An 18,908-nucleotide genomic window follows, 5' to 3' on the forward strand; every position below is an offset into this window, starting at 1 on the left:
GACATGAGGGACTTATGAAGACTATTTAGGATGGAAAAGATTAGACTTGTATAACTTGTTTGGAAATTGTTGTAACACTTTCTTCTTCTGTTCCGTCTGTAGAGTAAAGAAGGAGGTTATTATGATGGTTAAGACCAAGTTCCGCAGTCCATTTATGATGTTCCTAAGTATAACGTTAATATTTATGGCCTTACTGACGGTGCGTCCCTCCGTTACTTATGCGTGTTCCTGTGTTGTACCTGCGGAGCCACTTGAGGCGCTGGAGTCAAGTTCAGCCGTCTTTACTGGGAAAGTAGTGGACAAAAAGGAGCCAAAGGGGACTATAATCTCATCTGCGGATCCAGTAAAAGTAACCTTTGAAGTCGATTCCAGCTGGAAAGGAATTAAGGGGAATAAAGTTACCTTGAGTACTGCTTTATCGTCTGCCAGCTGTGGGTTTGAATTCGTGGAAGGGGAAAGTTATATCGTCTATGCATATGCTAATGACGAAGATGACTCTGGTAAATTAGAGGCCAGTTTATGCAGCCGAACGAAGCTGCTTGCCTCGGCATCAGAGGATCTGAAGGAGCTTGGACCTAGTATATCGGCAGGTACTCCTACAGCTTCTCAGGAGGTAACATCAAACCATTCGCCGAAATCCGAAACTGGGAATAATGGGGCGACTGAAGTTGAGGGGAAACCAGCTGCGGAGAGTGACTCTTTTCCACTTGTGAATGTAGGGATCAGTGGAATCATTATCGTTTTGATAGCGATAGCTGGCGCTGTACTCTACCGTCGTAGAGATGGTGGAACGCGTAAGAAATAACGCTATAACTGTAGGTTCACGTTATGTCGTGATGAAATAAGCGGTCGCCCGGGAGTTGTTCGGGCGACCGCTTATTTGTTTGAGCTGACCTTAAATAGGTGGTGGGCGGTGTGGGTACTGGTGCTTAAGTATAGCTCGGGTCATCAAAACTCGAAGTAAGTGAAATCCTTCTTAAAATTGTCGTGGTTTACTCGATATTATCGATAATTAGGGAAAATCTCCCTGATTTAATCGTATTTTACTCTATATGATCGATAATTGGGGAATTCCTCCCTAAAATTCTGCGGAAATGCCCTGTTTTTCCTATAATCGACTATTTATTAGGGAGAATTTCCGCAAAAAGTTTAATTTGCGCTTATAAAGTTCGAATTTGGGGGAGAATTTCCCTAATTATGAGTTCAAGGAGGGCAGAATTTTGTGAAATACGGTGAACATTAGATGTTGTAAGGTGAGACAAGGTAAATTTAGCTAATGTAAGTTGAAATCAGTTAAAGTTCGCTGCTGTAAGATGAATCCATGCTACAAGCTTCGTCACACCCACCCGAATAACCGAGCAAGCTGAGCGACAGCAAACGTAACACCAATGGCGATGCCGAGCGGGATGACTGCTGAGAGAACAGCCCACTTCATGCTTTTCGTCTCCTTATAGATGTTCACGAGTGTAGTGCCGCAAGGATAGTGGAGCAGGGAGAACAACATCATATTAAGTGCGGTCAGCCAAGTCCAGCCATGTGATAAAAAGACATCTTTGATGCTGCCCAAGCTGTCGATATCGACCATAGCTCCTGAGGACATATAGCCCATAAGCAGAATGGGCAGTACGATTTCATTCGCAGGAAGTCCTAGAATAAAGGCCATGATGATAAAGCCATCCATGCCGAGCATGTGTGCAAAAGGATCGAAGAATGCAGCCATATGATTCAGGACAGAATCTCCACCAACAAACAGGTTGCCAAGAATCCAAGTGATAATACCGGCAGGGGCAGCAACGACGATGGCACGAGTAAGTACGTTAAGAGACTTATCTTTAGAGGAAATAAGTATGGTCTTCCAAATTTGTGGACGACGATAGGGCGGGAGCTCTAGTGTATAATGCGTTGGAACACCGCGTAGCGCAGTTTTGGACATGACCCAGGAAACCGTCAGAGTAACGATGATGCCGATCAGCACCATCCCCATAAGTACGGAGGCGGTGGTGAGGGTACGGAGTGCGCCTGTCGTAGCCGCTCCTGCCATGAATAAGGAAGACAATAGAATTAATGTCGGCCAGCGGCCGTTACATGGAACGAAATTGTTAGTCAAAATCGCGAGCATCCGTTCACGCGGCGATTCGATGATTCGGGTGGAGAGGATCGCGGCGGCATTACAGCCGAAACCCATAGACATGGTCAAAGCTTGCTTGCCGTGACCACCTGATTTTTTGAACAACCGATCCATGTTAAAAGCAACCCTCGGCAGATACCCGAAATTCTCAAGCAGCGCAAACACTGGGAAAAATATCATCATTGGCGGCAGCATGACGCTGATGACCCAAGAGGTTCCTCGATATAATCCCAGAACAAGTACACCGTGTAGCCAAGCGGGGGCATGGATCGCCTCAAATCCGGCAGTGAGATAACCTTCGATGAAGCCGAAGAAGGAAGCAAGCCAGCTTGAAGGATAGTTGGCGCCGGCAATCGTAATCCAGAATACGATACCGAGGATGGCGAGCATAATGGGGAATCCCCATATTTTTGAAGTTACGATATTATCTAGCTTATAAGTGCTGTTCAGCTTCTTCTTATCCTTATAGGTGACTGCATCCCCGCAGATGCCTGCGGATACGCCATAGATACCACTGACAATCTCATCCCGTATCGCTCCGCCGTCAGCGAGCTTTTTCGCGGTGGACAGCAAGGAATCTAGAGGATCTAATCCCTTAGTGATATGCGGTGACTCCATGACCGATGACCTCCTTTACTTCAGGTAATTCTTTATTCTTCATATTCTCTTTAAGTGAGGTAAGAAGGCTGTCATCACCATCTAACAGGCGCAATGCAATCCAGCGGGCCGGGTATTTGCTGCCAATGGTTTGTTCTACCAGCGGTGTAAGCTCTGCAATTCCTCGTTCAATCTCCTCGTTGTACGTAATACGCAGTGGCTGTGCAGTGAATGCGCCTGTAGCCACTCGCTCCACCTGATCCAATAACGCCTCAATACCGATTTTATTGCGAGCTGATATCGCTACAACAGGCACGCCGAGACGTTTGGAAATACGTTTCAGATTGATGTCGATACCAAGTTTACGGGCTTCGTCGATGAGGTTGATGCAGACTACAGCCCGCCCGGTAATCTCCAGTACTTGCAAGGCAAGGTTGAGATTTCGTTCTAGCGAGGTAGCGTCAAGAACAACTAGTGTCACATCGGGCTGTTCAAAAATAATATAATCTCTAGCCGCTTCTTCATCAGCAGAATTCGAGTACAGCGAATACGTACCAGGAAGATCTACTGCGAGGTACGTATGGTCCTTATGCTTAAACTCGCCTTCAGCAGTAATGACGGTTTTACCTGCCCAGTTTCCTGTATGTTGGCGCATGCCGGTCAGCAGATTGAAAAGCGTGCTTTTGCCAGTGTTAGGATTGCCTGCAAAAGCGACTGTGAAATGACTCATGCTTCTACACCTCCGATGACTTCTCCAAATATTAAAGAGCTTTCTTCTCTACGTAATGCAATGGTCGTGTTGCTTACCCGAAAAGCTATAGGATCTCCTAAGGGACTACGCCGTAACACCTCAACGGCATTACCGACTACAAACCCGAGATCCAGTAATCTTCTTCTAAGCACACCCTGAACTTCAATGCCGCTGATACGCAGTGTGCTTCCTTTAGCCGCTTCTGATAAAGGAATACTAGCTCCAGACATTAGATCCCCTTCTTTCATTTATTAATATTTGTATTTTTATGGTTATTATTTTGTGCATTGGAATTTTTCTTGTGGTCTGACACAATATTAGTATATGTGAACAACTTTGTCCCTGCAACAAAAATGTTTCCTTAAGGCAAAATTAATTTAGGCGCAAAAAAGCCCCTAACGGAAAGAAGGCTTGCGCTCTCCAGCCGAGGGGCTAAGGTTGAGTCTACTTATAGGCTTGTCTTTAATTGGGATAGTCTAATCCAAGTTTTTATTAGCCGTGAAGTTACGTCCAGCTTCCAAAATCAAGCGTGCGTCCAGTCTCTACTAAAGTCTTGGTATTACTTAGAACCTGCCACCAAGCGCTGATGCTGCCTGCATACGAAGGATCTTCAGGATGCCATTCATCATGGATAAGCGTGAGTTTAGTAGTTCCGCCCACTGGTTCAAGCAGCCAAGAAATACGCGACTCATATCTTTCATGTCCTTTATGATAGGAGGGGCCGACCTTATGTGTGAAACGCAGTGCTTTTTGTGGGGTGAACTCCAGCAGAGTCCCATAGACATGCAGCGTTTCATCTCCATCTGCACCCGGTCCGATGTATTCCAGTAATTCTCCTTCTTTGAAGGTTGAACGAATAACGCTGCCGTAATAAATCTGCTTCGTAGCTTCCGGAGAGATTAAGGTTTCCCATACCTGCTCAGGTGTTCCGCCAATATAAAATTCATAGTGTAGTTCCTTCATTCGTTATTCCTCCTTGATTTATAGGTTCATTTATTCCCTCAGACTCATTTACACTATACAAAAGGATCACTGACAACTACGGTCAGTGATCCTAAAGTAATTTATGTCTTATAATGAGCTGCTAAATTGGAGGCTATGGAGGCTAGTCTTTCTCTTAGTGAGGAAGGCTCCATGATGCGTAATGTGGTTCCATAAGGCAACAAGAAATAGGGTGCATAAGTCAGTAAAGAAGTTTCGTCCACTTGAAAGCGGGCTTGTCCTTCCATGCGCTGTACCAGCGTATGTCCGAACAACCAATGACTGCATAGATCATTCAAGACTCCCTCGTCGGATGCGATGACTACTGTAACTAGTTTCTCTTCAGTATTACGTGCAGGTAGTAAGCTCTTTAACAAAAAATCACGTGCAGAGAAGTCAGCAGGACGAGCGAACACAGTTTCTGTACGGTGCAGTTCAATGATTCTATCCACCCTGAAACTACGAATTTCATGTCGCTCGTGGCAGTAAGCTACGGAGTACCATTGGCCCTTCCAGAGTACAAGTCCGTAAGGATCAATGGCACGGGATGATTTGGTTTCTCCATTACCCTTACGATATTCCATTTGTAGGGTGTATCCATTCGCTGTCCCCAATTCCAATTCCTGAATCAGGTGGCTAAGTGACGGGGAAGGAGAATGGATCGTCTCAATGCCATTCTCATGGCGCTCCATTTGTTCTAATTGCTGGGTATTGCTATATCTTTTTAGCTTGGATAGGGCTCGGTCCAGAGCTTCAACATAAGGATATCCGGTCCCCCTGGCAAAAGAAGAAGCTTGTAGAAGGGCACGCTGCTCTTCGGAGTCAAAGAATAATGGAGCCTCAATAAAATGCTCTGGTAAGCTGTAACCGCCACCAGGCCCGCTATCCGCAATAACGGGTACACCACTGATGCATAACGCATCGATGTATCTGTACACAGACCGAACACTGATCTCTAACGCTTCTGCTAGTTCTCCGGCGGTTCTTCCCCGCTGCTTGAGCATCCAAAGAATGGATAACATATGATCAGCCTTGGACATAAATCTGGAGCCTCCTTGCTGCAGAAATTAGTAGTTCAACTATAGCAAAATGCTCATAGATCAGCCAGAATCCTTTCGATAGGATCTTATTGCTGTTTAACCATACGTTTTTTGCCATAAGTTCCGAGTCGCCATAAATATTCTACCGGTCCCATCCGGAACCGTTTGAAAATAAGGGTACTAGATATGATTTGTAGAAGCAGTATGGCCGCCGCTGCAATCATCTGTGTCGATACATGCACTGTACCAGGCCAATCTAGCAGATTGGATAGTGTTAGTATAATAACGGTTTGCAATAAATAATTGGTTAAAGCCATTCTGCCTAGAGAAGCTAGGGGCGCAAGTAGTTTCTGTACAACTCCATGGCGCATGAGTAGGGTTAGCGTTGTCACATAAAAAATACTGACTGGAAGTCCGCCTACTGCGAAAGCTACATCCAGAGCGCCTGTTTTATCCATGATACTCTGTTGCGCAAAATACATCGGAATGATTAGCAGCAGAGAAACCACTTGGGTGATCCGTAATCCTAGCTTATACCGTGACGGATTCTGAAATAATCCAATCAGACCACTCCAATGCCCAAGCAGAAACATACCAAACGTTACCACTATCGGGCCTAAGTAGAGACCTGCAAGGGTGACCACAATGCCTGCAATCAATACAAAACTTGACTTTAACTTATAAAAAGGAAGGAGAATCAGTCCAATGACTGCATAGATGAGCAAGGTTTCACCGGGTTGGAAATAATGGTGCACCAGACCGATTAGAAATAAAATGAACAGCCTACGCAGAAATAATAAACGGGGCTTAGACTCCCCTTTAGCTTCAGCCCGGGATAAGAATAACTGAAAGCCAACACCGAATAAAAATGAGAATATCACAAAAAATCGGTGATCCACTGCTACATCAAGAAAACGAATAATCTGCAAATCGAGCGAGTTAAATTCCATCGTACCGAATACCATCTGACGAATGTTTATGAAGATGATACCCATTAGAGCAAAGCCACGGAGCACATCGAGTGTTACGATTCTTTTCACCATATTCTTTATACCATCATCTTCTTGAGACTTTGTATGTAGCGTGATCGCGCTATGATGAAATATATAGTTTGCACAGCAAGGAATGCACCAGATGTAATTAGGACAGGTACCGTTACATTCGTGATACTAATTTGCTTCAATACCGGTCGGATGACGACAAGCGTCTGGATGGTAGCGACAATGATCGGAATATAGAACAGCACAGAGATTTGTCTGGTGGCAGAAGCAGACATTTCTTTGACGCTTAAACCGATTTTAGACAAGGCATTATACATTTGCTTATCTGCATTCAGCTCAGTATGAAGCTTGAAGAAGAGGAAGCTGGCTGAAGAAAGTGAGAAGATAAGCGCGATAAAGATCCCTATAAAGCTAAGCATAGCCGTGCCTTGTTTGGTAGTTAGATAATCATCTGCTCGAGCATTTAATATGGAGATATATTGATTGTTGGTATTGTTGGAATCTCTACTCCACTGGATCAGTTCATTGGTGATGATGGTTTCAGGTGAGGTATCCACAGGTAGTGGACCGTCCCAAGCAGGGATTTTATATAGATATTTCACATATGATCTCGTGTACTTCGCTGCTGAAGAAGAGATATTCTTGTACAAGCTGTCATCTACAATTAAGAGTGAGCTTGAATATTGCCCCATGGGATGGCTCTTCGGAATTCGTACCTCTTTCAGCATAAGCTCCGCATCGTTTTGAACCTTCAGCAGAATCTTTTGATTAATAGTATAGTTCTGTGAATCCACCTGAGGGTTTAGCAGTAAGACAGCTTCTTTGTCAGATAAGGGAGCAACTTCGGACATATCCATTTTTGAAGTTAACTGATTGAACTGGGACCAGGATATTAAATCAATGCTTTGGGTAGCTTCTTTACCCAGACTCTGAATGGAGGCAGAGATTAGCTCGATTTTATTCTCTGTATACTCCATTTTAGCGTTTTGTAATTTATTATGAATGGGTTCTAAGTCAGGGGGAGTTTTCCCTGGTTTATAAATCGAATACTCCATAGCGAATGGACTATTTTTATAGAGTTCTACGTTTGCTTGATTAATCGATAAAATAAATCCTGACGCCATGCAAGCAAGCGAGGTTACAACCGTTACAAGAAACAGCATTCTTGCATTATCTTTGATCTTGTAACTCATCTCGGAAATCCATAACAGGTTGGTTCCGCGCCAAAGTCGCTTGCGGCTTAGTTTAAGCAGACGTATTCCGAGTACGGACAGCTGAGAGTAGAAGAAATAGGTACCTGCGATCCCCGTGACAGCAGCAACTAATAACGTAATTGGAGACAATTGCTTTCGAATGGCGAGTGCCCCTGCCGTCAATAACAGAAGCCCAAGGAGTGAGAGCAGCCAAGACACACGGGGCTCCTTTTTAGGTTTAACACTCCCTTTTAACAGATCAAGGACTTGATGTTTGCGGATAAATAACAATGTGAAGATAGAGATGACCAGAAACAGTGAGATAAACGAAATAGATGTGATCAACAGCGGTTTAACTGGCCAATAGAAGGGTAAATGATCCATTCCCATCATGGTCGTGCTGAGCAGCAAAAATAACTTGGATAAAAGCATGCCGAAAGACATACCTGTTACTATGGATAGTAGTCCGATCAGCATATTTTCTATAAGAATCAGTTTGTTGATCTGACCGGAACGTGCACCTAACATCATTAGTATGCCGAACTCCAGATTACGAAGTTTCAGAAATGCACTAATCGAGTAAAGAACGAAAAAGAAAGCAAAGACAAACACAATATAAGAAGCGATTTTCATACCAGCGGCTGAATTTGTACCTAGCTCGATACTGGCAACCCCAGGATGATAAATAAAGACGGAATATGAAAAGAAGATCATGACCATAAAAGCACTACTTAAGAAAAAGGCAAAATACGCCCGAGAATTACGCTTCACATTGTTAAACGCGAATTGAGGAAAGTTCATGACTATTCCCTCCCCAGAATGAAAGTGTGTCGATAATTTTTTGGAAGAAGGCTTGGCGGTTATCTCCCCGGTGAATTTCGGCTGCTAGCTTCCCATCTTTTATAAAAATAATCCGATTGCAGTAGCTCGCTGCCAGCGGATCATGTGTCACGAGCATTAGCGTAGTGCCTTCTTTGCAGTTAATATCCTCTAGCGACTCCATCACAATTCGTGAGGAATTAGAATCAAGTGCCCCTGTGGGTTCATCTGCTAGAATGATCGAAGGCGAAGTAATAATGGCACGGGCAATCGCTGTCCGCTGCCGTTGTCCGCCGGATATTTCATAGGTGCGTTTATTCAAAATTTCCGTAATGTTCAAGCGTGCAGCGACCTTTTGCAGCAAGGCTTCCATTTCGGAGAGCTTGCGATTATCCAGCGTTAGAGGAAGCACGATATTTTCGGCTACCGTTAAAGTCTCCAGGAGGTTAAAGTCTTGAAATACAAAACCGAGTTCTCTGCGACGAAAGTGAGCAAGGTCTTTTTTGTTCAAAAGATAAGGATTGCTGCCATTGATATTTACCTCACCTGAGGAGGGTTGATCGATGGTAGACACCATGTTAAGCAGAGTGGTTTTGCCGCTCCCTGAGGGGCCCATGATGCCAACAAATTCGCCACTTTCAATACTAAGATGAATATCGGTGAGGGCCTGTGTCTTTACTTTGCCCGGATATACCTTATTAAGACCCTTGACTTCTAAAACATCCATTCCTATCATTCCTTCCATTACAATCTAATTTCATCCGTCCTTAAGCGGGGACGTGTTATGTATATAATTTACAAGATCGGGCTATGTGCTGCTATGGATTTACCTTAACGTTATCTTACAACCCGTTTAAGGTTATGTTCGTACGTGAAGCGAGTAGGCCATACATAAAGAAGAGGGACTCCGTAGCCATAAGTTAAGTATGACTAGAAGTACCCTCCGATCTTATTTCTGTAAATGGTCACTGTTGTGAAATGTAATTTGGACTGTAGTGCCTTCTCCAAGCTTAGATTGAAGCTCCACAGTATGTCCTAGCCGGATGCAAATTTCTCGCACTAGATACAGTCCCATTCCTGTTGACTCATGGTATTGGCGTCCACGTTCACCGGTGAAGTATGGATTAAACACTCGTTTGAGGTCTTCAGGAGAAATGCCGATACCTTGATCTGTAATATTAAGTAAGAAATCCGTTCCGATGTGCTTTGATGAAAGAGTTACGGTTTTATCGTTGCCGGAGGTGTAATTCACAGCATTGGTTAAGATTTGGGTTAGCATAAACATTAACCATTTGGCATCACTATATACGGTGAAGTTAGGATTGATTTGTATATTTACTTTTATGCCTCTTCGGATGAAAAGCCTGCGGTTCTCAGCTACAGATTCACTAACCACTTTACTGAGAACTAGCGGCTCCACTTGGAAATCATCCTCAAATTGATCCAGCCTTGAAGTATAAATCACCATTTCCAGCCCTCTGCGCAGACGTTCCAATTCCTCCTGAATACTTATAGCAGCCTCATCCTCAAGATCCTCTAGCGAAAGCTGAATGACTGAAAGTGGGGTCTTCATCTGATGAACCCAGCGGTTCATGAATACGATATGCTGATCCATTTGGCGGACATGCCCATTTACCTGCTCCTGATACTGGCGGTCAATAAGCTGTAATAACTCATGGATCGCTTCTGGTAGCGGGGTGTCTCCTAAGGAAACAAGATGTTCCTCTAGCATATTCTTGGGATTACTTAAGGCTGCGTATAATCTCCGGTGCTGAGCGTATCGGTAGCCAAGATACAAGAGAAGAACTGCAGTGCTCAGGGTTATGCCATAGAGCATGATCGAGAGGGGTCTATCCTCACCTGTCAGCCAATATAGTGGTGGAACAAGCAGTACTTGAAGCAGGTAGAATAGGATAAATGGAAGCTGGTCTCTCCAAAATAGCTTCATGGCATATCCTTAGTGACAATAAGCCGATAGCCAGCGCCTCTTACGGTTTCCACAATATCGCCAAGACCGAGATCCTTGAGCTTTTTGCGGACACGGGTTATGTACACATTTAAAGTATTGTCGTCTATAAAATGCTGATCCTTCCACATGAGATCTAGCAGACGCTCCCGGTTAACAACTCGTCCTTCTTTTAGCAATAAGGCTTCCAGTAGAACCGCTTCTTTCTGTGTCAGCTCGCTAGTATGTCCGCCATATTGAATCACATACCGCTCAGGATAAAGAATTAGTTCTCCGGCTTGGAGCGTCCGTTCCTCTTGAATTTGTGAGTAAGAGCCGTAAGCTCTGCGTAAATGGCTGCGGATTTTGGCAAGTACGACTTCATAATGAAAAGGCTTGGTGATGTAATCATCCCCGCCATTTTCTAGCGCCATCACCTGATCCATTCCACTATCCCGAGCGGATATGAAAAGAATAGGGCAGAGTGAGGTAGTGCGAATCTGGCGACACCAATAAAACCCGTCGTATTTAGGCAGGTTAACGTCCAGCAGAACAAGGTCAGGATGGGTGTCATTAAAAATCTCCAATACCCTGTTGAAATCCTCTACTATCACCGTACGAAATTCATATTTAGATAGATACGTGCTTAGAAGGCTTGCGAGCTTAGCATCGTCCTCTATGATTAGAATAGTCTCCATAGTTGTGCTCCTTTGATCAAATATAAGAATGCAATGGTTCACACGGTTATACAGTAACACGGACTAGGAAAATTATGCAAAAAGGATGTCTTGCTGCCGAAAAATAATATGAGGAGGAGATTAGCTTAGTGCAGCTATAAAGTAGAGATTATGCGCTGTGAAAGGAAAAGTAGGAATTTAATTGCACGAAATACATTTAAAAAAATCTGGAGAGAGTTTCACGAGGAATAGTTGCACTTTGTACAATAGATTCTATCAAAAAGACATTGGGATTTGATTCTATTGCACATCCTGCAACCAATTGGTTACCAAAACGTCTTATTATTACAAATAGGTCGAATTCTAATGTACAAAGTACAACAGAATCCTATTTTCCTATAAAAAAGAATGCATCTATTGCACAAACTGCAATAGATGCATCAAAAAAAGTATTCTTAGAAGTAGAAGCCGAACCTAGCACAACGCTCGTTCGTGCCGCTGGCTAGATCATTCTATTGATATTTAACCACAATTGCGTTGCTAATCTGGCGCCCAGGGGTCGTGAGATATTTGCCATTGTAGTATAATCCGCTCGATGCGCCGCCATCCAGATTCATGGCTTGATACGCTCCAGCCTGCTTCATCATTTCTGCGAGCTGTGGGATAGTAGCTCCACCAGTAGTTAGCAGAATTAGCTTGTGGTCGCGAGTGAGGCCGAGTGCGCTGCGGGCTCCGCCGCCTGTTAAGATTTTGGCATCTTTGAAGCCTTCTGCCGCAACATTAAGAGATACCTTACCATTCACAAGCAGACGTGGTCCGGCTTGGAGAGCCCCTTCCATAGATCCGGAAGCGAAATGGTTCGTAAACTCTAGTCCGGGAATAAGTGAGGCCAGGTGATTGCTGTCATAGGTGAAAATCGTGCGGCGATCTCCAGAGCTGTTTTTGAGCATTTTTCCACCACTGACCATGTAACCGTAAGGAGCTTTGTAGGCCCCTTTAGTATAGGCATCAAAGAACGTACCATTAATAGCCACTACGGCATTATTGCGCTTGGCTAGACTGCTCAGGTCTTCCACTTTTCCCACCGTATTTCCTGCTAGTACAACGTCGAGCTTCACTTTAGGATGCAGTAGGGATACCGTAACCGTTTGGGCTTTGAAGGATCTGCCGCCCACCTTGAAAGTTTTACTAGCACTGACAACGGGGGAAGAATCTGCTTTGATAAGTGCACCAGTCAGTACAGGTACCGTTGATGAAATCCCGTTATTAGTAAGGGTTACAGAAGAGGCTTCCTGATTCCACTCTAATTGAAAGCCCAGCGTTTTGCTGATAAAGGACAAAGGGATATATACCGTACCGTTATCACTAAAAGCGGAATCGGTTAGTGTGACTGGCTTGTCGTTGACTAGCGCAGCTGCTTGTCCTACAGTAAGTGTAATCTTAGTGTCTGCGTTCGTAATGGTTATACGTTTGTCACTAGCATTCATTTCAGCATGTATACCAGTGAAATTATTTAAGAGACGCAGCGGGATGTACGAGTGATTATTCTTGGTCACATACACGGTGTTTTTCGGAACCGGAGCAGCACCAGCAGTGGAGGAACAAACTGTATAAACCGGAACCAAACATAGTAGAAATGCGAGAAAGAACGGAAACAATAACTTTTTCATATTAACCAAAATCTCCTTATCCTGTAGCTGATGTAAAAAGCGGTAAGGTTTATTATACCTCAAGTTCTAAAACATGGATAACCTCATTTTTCAAATATCCATGGAAAGATTCTGATAGAATGTAGATACCATTACAAGAATAGTACTAGAACTCAACAACTAAAGGGAGATCTTTATGACTACAATAGGTTTAATTCGCCATGGAAGTACCGCGTGGAATAAAGAAGGCAGAGCGCAAGGGCATACGGATAATCCATTGGATGCTGAGGGTGTGCAGCAGGCGGTTCTTCTTGCTGAACGGCTCAGCACTGAACAATGGGACTATTTATATTCGAGTGATCTGCTTAGAGCGCGACAAACAGCAGAGGTAATTGCAACAAGGCTTGGCATGGAGATCGCCGGTTTAGTACCAGGGATCCGTGAGATGAACGCAGGGCAGATTGAAGGTACTACGGAACAAGATCGCGTTGAACGATGGGGAAGTGAGTGGAAGAAGTTAGATTTGGGACTGGAAAGTCCGGAGGCTAGTGAGATCAGAGGCAGTCAGGCTATCGAAGATATCGCGGAGAAACATCCGGGCAGTCGTATATTGGTCGTTAGCCATGGTGCGATTTTACGGAGTAGTCTTAGAAGACTTTTTCCAGAACTGAATGTAACTGTTTTGCTGAGTAATACATCTATCACTCGGATTATTAAATCCGATTCGACATGGAATTGCGAACTATACAATTGTGCACGGCATTTGAAGATATAATTAGTGTTCAGATAATGTTCAGAGCATTTTAATATAGTAATTGCTCAGATAGTTAATCATTTTTGTAGTCAGAAGGATGTGCGAATTTAAGGTGGCAGAGGTCCAGATTTACTTACAAACGTTATTCTCCATTCTCATCGCAGCAGCGGCCGGTTATTTAGTGCTAAGACTTTACCGGGATATTTCATCTAAAACGCCTCAAAAAAGAGCGATTCATACCGGTCTTTCCGTGATCATTATCGTCGCCTCCCTATGGGTCATGCACCAGCTAGGTGTAGAAACCTTACTGGGAAATGAAGTGGACGATGATGGGGTTATTATACCGCTGATGGTCTATAGTCTTACGATAGCCCTATGCATGTTTTTACTTACACGCATGAATCTAGTATTGGCTGAAAGAGAGCAATTGAAAGAACTGGCGTATAAGGATGCTTTAACGGGGTTATTGAATAAGAATGGAATGGATCATTTTTGGGATCGATGCAAAGTAAATGAGCAGCTTGCTGTTTTGTTTCTGGATCTGAATCGTTTCAAATCGATCAATGACAGCTTGGGGCATCATGTGGGGGACTTACTGCTGCAAGAAGTGGGTAAAAATCTAATTCAATTCTCCAGCAAAAGAAAACGTCATATTTTCCGCGTCGGCGGGGATGAATTTGTGATTGTCGCCAAAGGTAGCACTCAGAAGGAAGCGGAGCAGCTTGCTGTGCGGATTCTGGAGAAGACGACTAAGAGTTACCAGCTTGGCGAACATAACTTGTTCGTATCCATGAGTATAGGGATCAGCATAAGTCATGGTAAGGTAGATCATTTTAGACTGCTAAATGAAGCAGATACAGCGATGTACGCTGCCAAACAGCTTGGTACGGGGCGTTACTCCGTCTATAAGAATTAGAATGAGTTGGTATAAAATACAAGCGGCAGCCATGGACCTCTACAATAGGTCCTAGACTGCCGCTATTTTTATTGGACTAACTATTCTACTTGAAATGAAATTATGCGCCAGGTGAATGAATGCTGTTAGTCACATCCTTGCGGCCTTTCATGAGGAACAAGCAGACAAGAGCAACTGCCATACTAATCGCCGCCACGTAGAACAGGATCGAGTAATCAAAGATATCAATCATAAGTCCCAATAGTGGAGGCGAACTGATGGCCGCAAGGGAAGAGACGAGATAATACATCCCAGTTCGTGTACCAATGCTCTCTTCTGTCCCTGTTGCCACAACATAAGGATAGGAATTGATATTAATACAAGCCCAGAAGACTCCACCTAGCAACAGTAACCCTCGAAGGAGCAATAAGTCCTTTGCAAAACCGACGAGAGCAAAAATGGTCATTAGTCCGCATACGCCGATGATGATCATTTTTTTCTTCCCGAATCTTCCGCCCAGCCAACCGCTCGGAATGGCGAACAGCACAAAGGCCAAAGAGAAGAAAGTGAGCGAGAAGGAGGCCGCCTGTTCGCTTAGGCCGAGATGATGTTTGCCATATAAGGTAAACAGTGTCTCAACGCCTTGATATGCTACGAACCAGAAGAAAATCGCCGCTAGCAAAAATACTGTGGTACGGTCAAGCTGACTTCGAAAGGAAATACGAGTTGGCTTGGTGGCAGTAGCTGCTTCTGAAGGAAGCTCCATTTGCACGTTTACGCCATCCCGATTTTCTTTTATGAAGCGTGATACGATAAACAGACATAACAAGGTAATCAGTCCAGCAACGATAAACGGAAGCGCTGGATTTGATTTATACAGGATCGAACCTACGCCGAAAGCGAGTATAGAACCGAACCCACCCATGAAATTAATCAGCCCGTTGGCCTTTGTACGCTGCTCTTCTGGCGTAATGTCCGGCATAAGGGCGACGGTTGGTGAACGGTATAAGCTCATGGCCAGATTCATTAGCATCATAAACAACAGAAGTGTAAATAGTCCGGTATGAAACGGAATCAGCATGGTTAGCACGGCAGCGAAAGGCATACCGATCATAAGATAAGGCATTCTGCGTCCAAAACGCGAGGTAGTGCGGTCACTACGGTTGCCAATCCAAGGCTGCAGGAATAAGGCAAAGTAATTATCAATCGTCATCAAGAAGCTGATAAGTGCCACACTATGTACGTATTTTTCTAGAAAAAAGGGTACAAATGCGTTATACAGACTCCACGTAATGCTGATGCTGAAAAAGCCGAATCCGAGCAACCAGACTTTTTTCACACAGTCACACTCCCTTATTATTTAGCTAGAAGCCCAGCGAGCACATCTGGATGATCTGTAATAATACCTGACACTCCAGCTTCGATTAAAGCCTTCATCCGCTCTGGATCATTAACGGTCCAAGGATGATAAGCGATGCCATGCTTAGCTGCTTCTTCGACGAAATCAGGAAGTACCGCTTGATGATAAGCATGTAGTGCGTTTGCGCCAAGCGAAGCTGCATAATCCCAAGGACGATACAGACCTTCCCCGTATAGAATTCCTGTCTTGATCTCAGGTGCGATCGTTTTACTGTGAGCTAGTGAATAATGGTTGAAGCTCGAAAAAATCACGCGATCGCTCATCTTGAACTCCCGTACAGCCGCGATAACCTTTTCCTCCATACCCGGGTAAAAGAAAGTACCATTTTTAAACTCGATGTTCAGTACTGTATCTCGACCTTGCAGCAGATCTAACAAATCTTCTAGCAAGGGGAGTTTCTCGCCTTTGAACTCGGGACTGAACCAAGAGCCCGCGTCCACTTCCAGAATTTCTGCAAGGGTTTTATCCTTCACATAGCCGCTTCCGCTTGTCGTACGGTTTAGGGTTTCATCATGAATAAGAACAAGCCCGCCATCCTTGGTCATTTGTACATCGGTTTCAATCCCGGTTGCACCTAACTCAAGACCTTTGCGGAACGCTGCCATAGTATTTTCCGGACACACTGCCGATGCGCCGCGATGCGCAAAATTAATAATGTTTTTCATCAGCTATTCATCCCTCCAACTTAGTGTTTGCTGTCGCCCTGTAGACGAGGGCTACTTTTGATATTCCACACGAAGACAAGAAACCCTGTCTAGAAATACTGACAGGGCTCTATTTCTTGAAATTTAACATGCAGTTAACCTTACTGCAAATTCTCGCCTCAATGATTCATAGCGCCATAAGGGATCCGTTCGAGCAGACCTGATCCATAGATGTTGTGCAGCTTCAGCTCTGGCATATGAATATAACCGATATAACAGTCGCATACCTTCATTCGGCAGGCTCTTACAGCGGATAGGCCTTCCAAGCCATCGCGGTAGAGATTGCCTATGACACCTCTGTCCTTATAGCAGCGTTTCACCAGTCCAGCGCCTTGTACATAAAAGACTTCATTTCCAGCGTTGCAGGTTTGACCAAGGCTCTCGTAATCCATAGCATTCACAGCAAAATGCGGATCAATTTTGCTAAGAATGGAAAGATCCTCGGCAGTATAGTAATCCGGTTTATCTTTATAAGCATTGACCCATAGATATACACTCTCCGGTAATGCTGCGCGAAGCGAGGCTATAGCAGGAAAGGCGCTGCGGATCCCAACGCTCCCTACACTGAAAGGCACATTATTCTCATACAAAGTCATGCATTGCGTTAGAAACTTATCCTCGCTCACCTGTCCGGGGTGGTAAGTAGCCCAAAAGGCAGCCTTGTTTCGATTCAGCTTATGAATGAAGTCAAGATTTGCTGAAAGGTTCGTCTGAATCGCTACCTTCTCCACATGCTCCATATTGGAGAGCAAGACCATCGCTTCTTTGTACCAGCGATGAATCAGACCTTCGCCATAAGGATTGAAAAAGATAGACAACCGATGGCCCGCTGTACCTTGCAGAGAGGCCCACTCGACAAAGGTTTCCAATCCTTGTCGATCCTTCGCGAGAGTGGCTGCGCTGTCTCTTGTTTTGCCGAAAGGACAGTAGGGGCAGTCATAGTTGCAGGAGGTGAGAGACCCACGGTAGTAGAGGACCGCATTCATGGCAATACGAACCTTTCCATCTGCTCTCGTATCTCTCCTGAAATAAACCAATCACCGATGGAATCGGAGTAGCCCATGCCTTCAGTAGTGAGGCGTAATACTCCATCTTCTTCTTTCCCTAAGCCGGTATGAAGCAGGTTAGACAGTTCAGGATAATCACTCCAGAGTGAATTTCCGAAGCGCAGACTATAATCTTCAAGCCTCAGACCTTCACTATGTAAAATCGCCTTTAGAATAAAGCGGCGCTTCTGTTCTTCTAGACTTAGCACAATTCCGTAATCTGCCGTATCGTAACGATCTGCACTGACGTAATCGGCAATAATGCTCTCGGTTGCTTTACGGCTCACCCCATAACGGGAAGCGTAATGCACATTGCGGGTATAAGACCTAGCCCCGCAGCCTAGCCCGACCATTCCTTCTTCCTGGCAGCTGTAGTCAAGAATGCGTTTATCCGTTCCTGCGGTTTCCTTGGCGAAACGGCGCATGGAATATTGGCGATAACCTCTGGCTTTAAGCAGCTGCCCAGCGGCCTTGTAGCAGTCTAGGCGAATATCTTCCTGACGCTGGATATCATCAGGCTTTACGATGGTATGCTCACGGGTATAGAGCGGATAAATAAAGATTTCCTCAGGATCATAGCTAAGCGTCTGATTTAGCGAATACAGCCAAGAATCGACGGTCTGCCCCGGAAGACCATAGATCAAATCCAAATTTAGAATGGGAAAATCATATTTTCCCAGCAGCTCCAGTGCGCGATACACCTCATCCGGATTTTGTGGGCGATAGATGGCCGCCGATTCAGCCGCGACAAAGCTTTGAATGCCCATACTGACCCGATCCACCGTATATTCTTTTAGAATATTCAGCTTCTCTTCGGTGATCGTCTCCGGTGAAGTTTCCACCGAGATGGAGGCTGAGCTCGTATCTAGGCCCATCGTATCAACGGCAATGTGGAACAAACGGCGCAATTGATCTGCCGCCAATAATGTAGGTGTTCCACCACCAATCGCGAAACGGGCATACGGCTTATGTTTGGTGAACGCGGCCCACTGCTTGGCTTGACGTTCTAGCGCGTCTACGTATGTAGCGTGAACATTCGCGCGTTTATCAGGCAAGGTGAACAGGTTGCAGAATCCACAGCGAGCACCGCAAAACGGGATATGCATATATAGAAAAAAAGATTCTGCAGGCTCATCTCGCCATAAGGATTCTAGTGGTATCGGAGGCTGTAGATCCCTGTAAGCTGTTTTGTGTGGATAGGAATACAGATAAGATCGGTAAGGGTTAGCAGTAATATTGTCTTTCCATTGGTGAAGCTCTTCTAAAGAGAAGGACGATAACGTCATAACAGTTCTCCATCCTTTCCTT

The 18,908-nt window shown here is 44.6% G+C and carries 18 protein-coding genes; 3 read left to right on the top strand and 15 right to left on the bottom strand.

What is annotated here, in order from left to right; genetic code table 11:
• Nucleotides 1–121: 121 nt before the first annotated feature.
• Nucleotides 122–805, top strand: coding sequence for a hypothetical protein (locus MKX41_RS29915; RefSeq protein ID WP_340974394.1), 684 nt, complete (start codon nt 122–124; stop codon nt 803–805).
• Between the two features lie 531 nt (nt 806–1,336).
• Here the strand turns inward: MKX41_RS29915 and MKX41_RS29920 are convergent.
• The 11 genes from MKX41_RS29920 to MKX41_RS29970 form a co-directional block, all read right to left on the bottom strand.
• The gene (locus tag MKX41_RS29920; protein WP_339269158.1) at nt 1,337–2,746 is read right to left on the bottom strand and encodes a nucleoside recognition domain-containing protein; all 1,410 of its coding nucleotides are present in this window, start codon (nt 2,744–2,746) and stop codon (nt 1,337–1,339) included.
• A complete protein-coding gene (locus MKX41_RS29925; protein WP_339800991.1) occupies nt 2,724–3,455 on the bottom strand; it encodes a FeoB small GTPase domain-containing protein in 732 nt (243 codons plus the stop codon). Before MKX41_RS29925 ends, MKX41_RS29920 begins: the two co-directional genes overlap by 23 nt.
• Nucleotides 3,452–3,706, bottom strand: a complete 255-nt coding sequence (locus MKX41_RS29930) for a FeoA family protein (protein ID WP_042185387.1) — start codon at nt 3,704–3,706, stop codon at nt 3,452–3,454. Before MKX41_RS29930 ends, MKX41_RS29925 begins: the two co-directional genes overlap by 4 nt.
• A 274-nt stretch (nt 3,707–3,980) precedes the next feature.
• The gene (locus MKX41_RS29935; protein WP_339269162.1) at nt 3,981–4,439 is read right to left on the bottom strand and encodes an SRPBCC domain-containing protein; all 459 of its coding nucleotides are present in this window, start codon (nt 4,437–4,439) and stop codon (nt 3,981–3,983) included.
• A 101-nt stretch (nt 4,440–4,540) separates the two neighbouring features.
• Entirely contained in the window at nt 4,541–5,497 is a 957-nt protein-coding gene (locus MKX41_RS29940; RefSeq protein WP_340974397.1) for a helix-turn-helix transcriptional regulator, read from the bottom strand.
• Nucleotides 5,498–5,583: 86 nt separating this feature from the next.
• A complete protein-coding gene (locus MKX41_RS29945; protein ID WP_340974398.1) occupies nt 5,584–6,540 on the bottom strand; it encodes a DUF418 domain-containing protein in 957 nt (318 codons plus the stop codon).
• A gap of 5 nt (nt 6,541–6,545) precedes the next feature.
• On the bottom strand, nt 6,546–8,492 hold the full coding sequence (locus MKX41_RS29950; protein ID WP_340974399.1) for an ABC transporter permease: 1,947 nt from the start codon (nt 8,490–8,492) through the stop codon (nt 6,546–6,548).
• Nucleotides 8,467–9,237, bottom strand: a complete 771-nt coding sequence (locus tag MKX41_RS29955; RefSeq protein ID WP_076299208.1) for an ABC transporter ATP-binding protein — start codon at nt 9,235–9,237, stop codon at nt 8,467–8,469. The genes MKX41_RS29950 and MKX41_RS29955 overlap by 26 nt, the downstream gene beginning before the upstream one ends.
• Nucleotides 9,238–9,459: 222 nt before the next feature.
• A complete protein-coding gene (locus MKX41_RS29960; RefSeq protein ID WP_340974401.1) occupies nt 9,460–10,458 on the bottom strand; it encodes a sensor histidine kinase in 999 nt (332 codons plus the stop codon).
• Complete coding sequence (locus MKX41_RS29965) at nt 10,455–11,153, bottom strand: response regulator transcription factor (RefSeq protein WP_076283987.1); 699 nt, start codon at nt 11,151–11,153, stop codon at nt 10,455–10,457. Before MKX41_RS29965 ends, MKX41_RS29960 begins: the two co-directional genes overlap by 4 nt.
• 491 nt (nt 11,154–11,644) lie before the next feature.
• Complete coding sequence (locus MKX41_RS29970) at nt 11,645–12,802, bottom strand: phosphodiester glycosidase family protein (RefSeq protein ID WP_042185401.1); 1,158 nt, start codon at nt 12,800–12,802, stop codon at nt 11,645–11,647.
• 175 nt (nt 12,803–12,977) lie between these two features.
• Between MKX41_RS29970 and MKX41_RS29975 the strand changes: the two genes are divergently transcribed.
• Nucleotides 12,978–13,556 (top strand): histidine phosphatase family protein, encoded by a 579-nt coding sequence (locus tag MKX41_RS29975; RefSeq protein ID WP_042185403.1) that lies wholly within the window; start codon nt 12,978–12,980, stop codon nt 13,554–13,556.
• A 76-nt stretch (nt 13,557–13,632) separates the two neighbouring features.
• Entirely contained in the window at nt 13,633–14,451 is an 819-nt protein-coding gene (locus MKX41_RS29980) for a GGDEF domain-containing protein (protein ID WP_340974403.1), read from the top strand.
• Between the two features lie 100 nt (nt 14,452–14,551).
• On the opposite strand, the gene MKX41_RS29985 is transcribed toward MKX41_RS29980, so the two are convergent.
• From MKX41_RS29985 to MKX41_RS30000, 4 genes are all read right to left on the bottom strand, one after another.
• The gene (locus MKX41_RS29985) at nt 14,552–15,769 is read right to left on the bottom strand and encodes an SLC45 family MFS transporter (RefSeq protein ID WP_339801013.1); all 1,218 of its coding nucleotides are present in this window, start codon (nt 15,767–15,769) and stop codon (nt 14,552–14,554) included.
• Between the two features lie 17 nt (nt 15,770–15,786).
• Nucleotides 15,787–16,515: a glycerophosphodiester phosphodiesterase gene (locus MKX41_RS29990; RefSeq protein WP_339801016.1), complete on the bottom strand. Its 729-nt coding sequence runs from the start codon at nt 16,513–16,515 to the stop codon at nt 15,787–15,789.
• A 158-nt stretch (nt 16,516–16,673) separates the two neighbouring features.
• Entirely contained in the window at nt 16,674–17,540 is an 867-nt protein-coding gene (locus MKX41_RS29995) for an STM4011 family radical SAM protein (RefSeq protein ID WP_339801019.1), read from the bottom strand.
• Nucleotides 17,537–18,886 carry an STM4012 family radical SAM protein gene (locus MKX41_RS30000; protein ID WP_340974404.1) on the bottom strand — a complete coding sequence of 450 codons (1,350 nt, stop codon included), beginning with the start codon at nt 18,884–18,886 and terminating at the stop codon, nt 17,537–17,539. The genes MKX41_RS29995 and MKX41_RS30000 overlap by 4 nt, the downstream gene beginning before the upstream one ends.
• Nucleotides 18,887–18,908 lie beyond the last annotated feature (22 nt).

The organism is Paenibacillus sp. FSL R5-0475, from assembly GCF_038004585.1.
In the GTDB taxonomy this organism is placed as follows: Bacteria; Bacillota; Bacilli; order Paenibacillales; family Paenibacillaceae; genus Paenibacillus_AQ.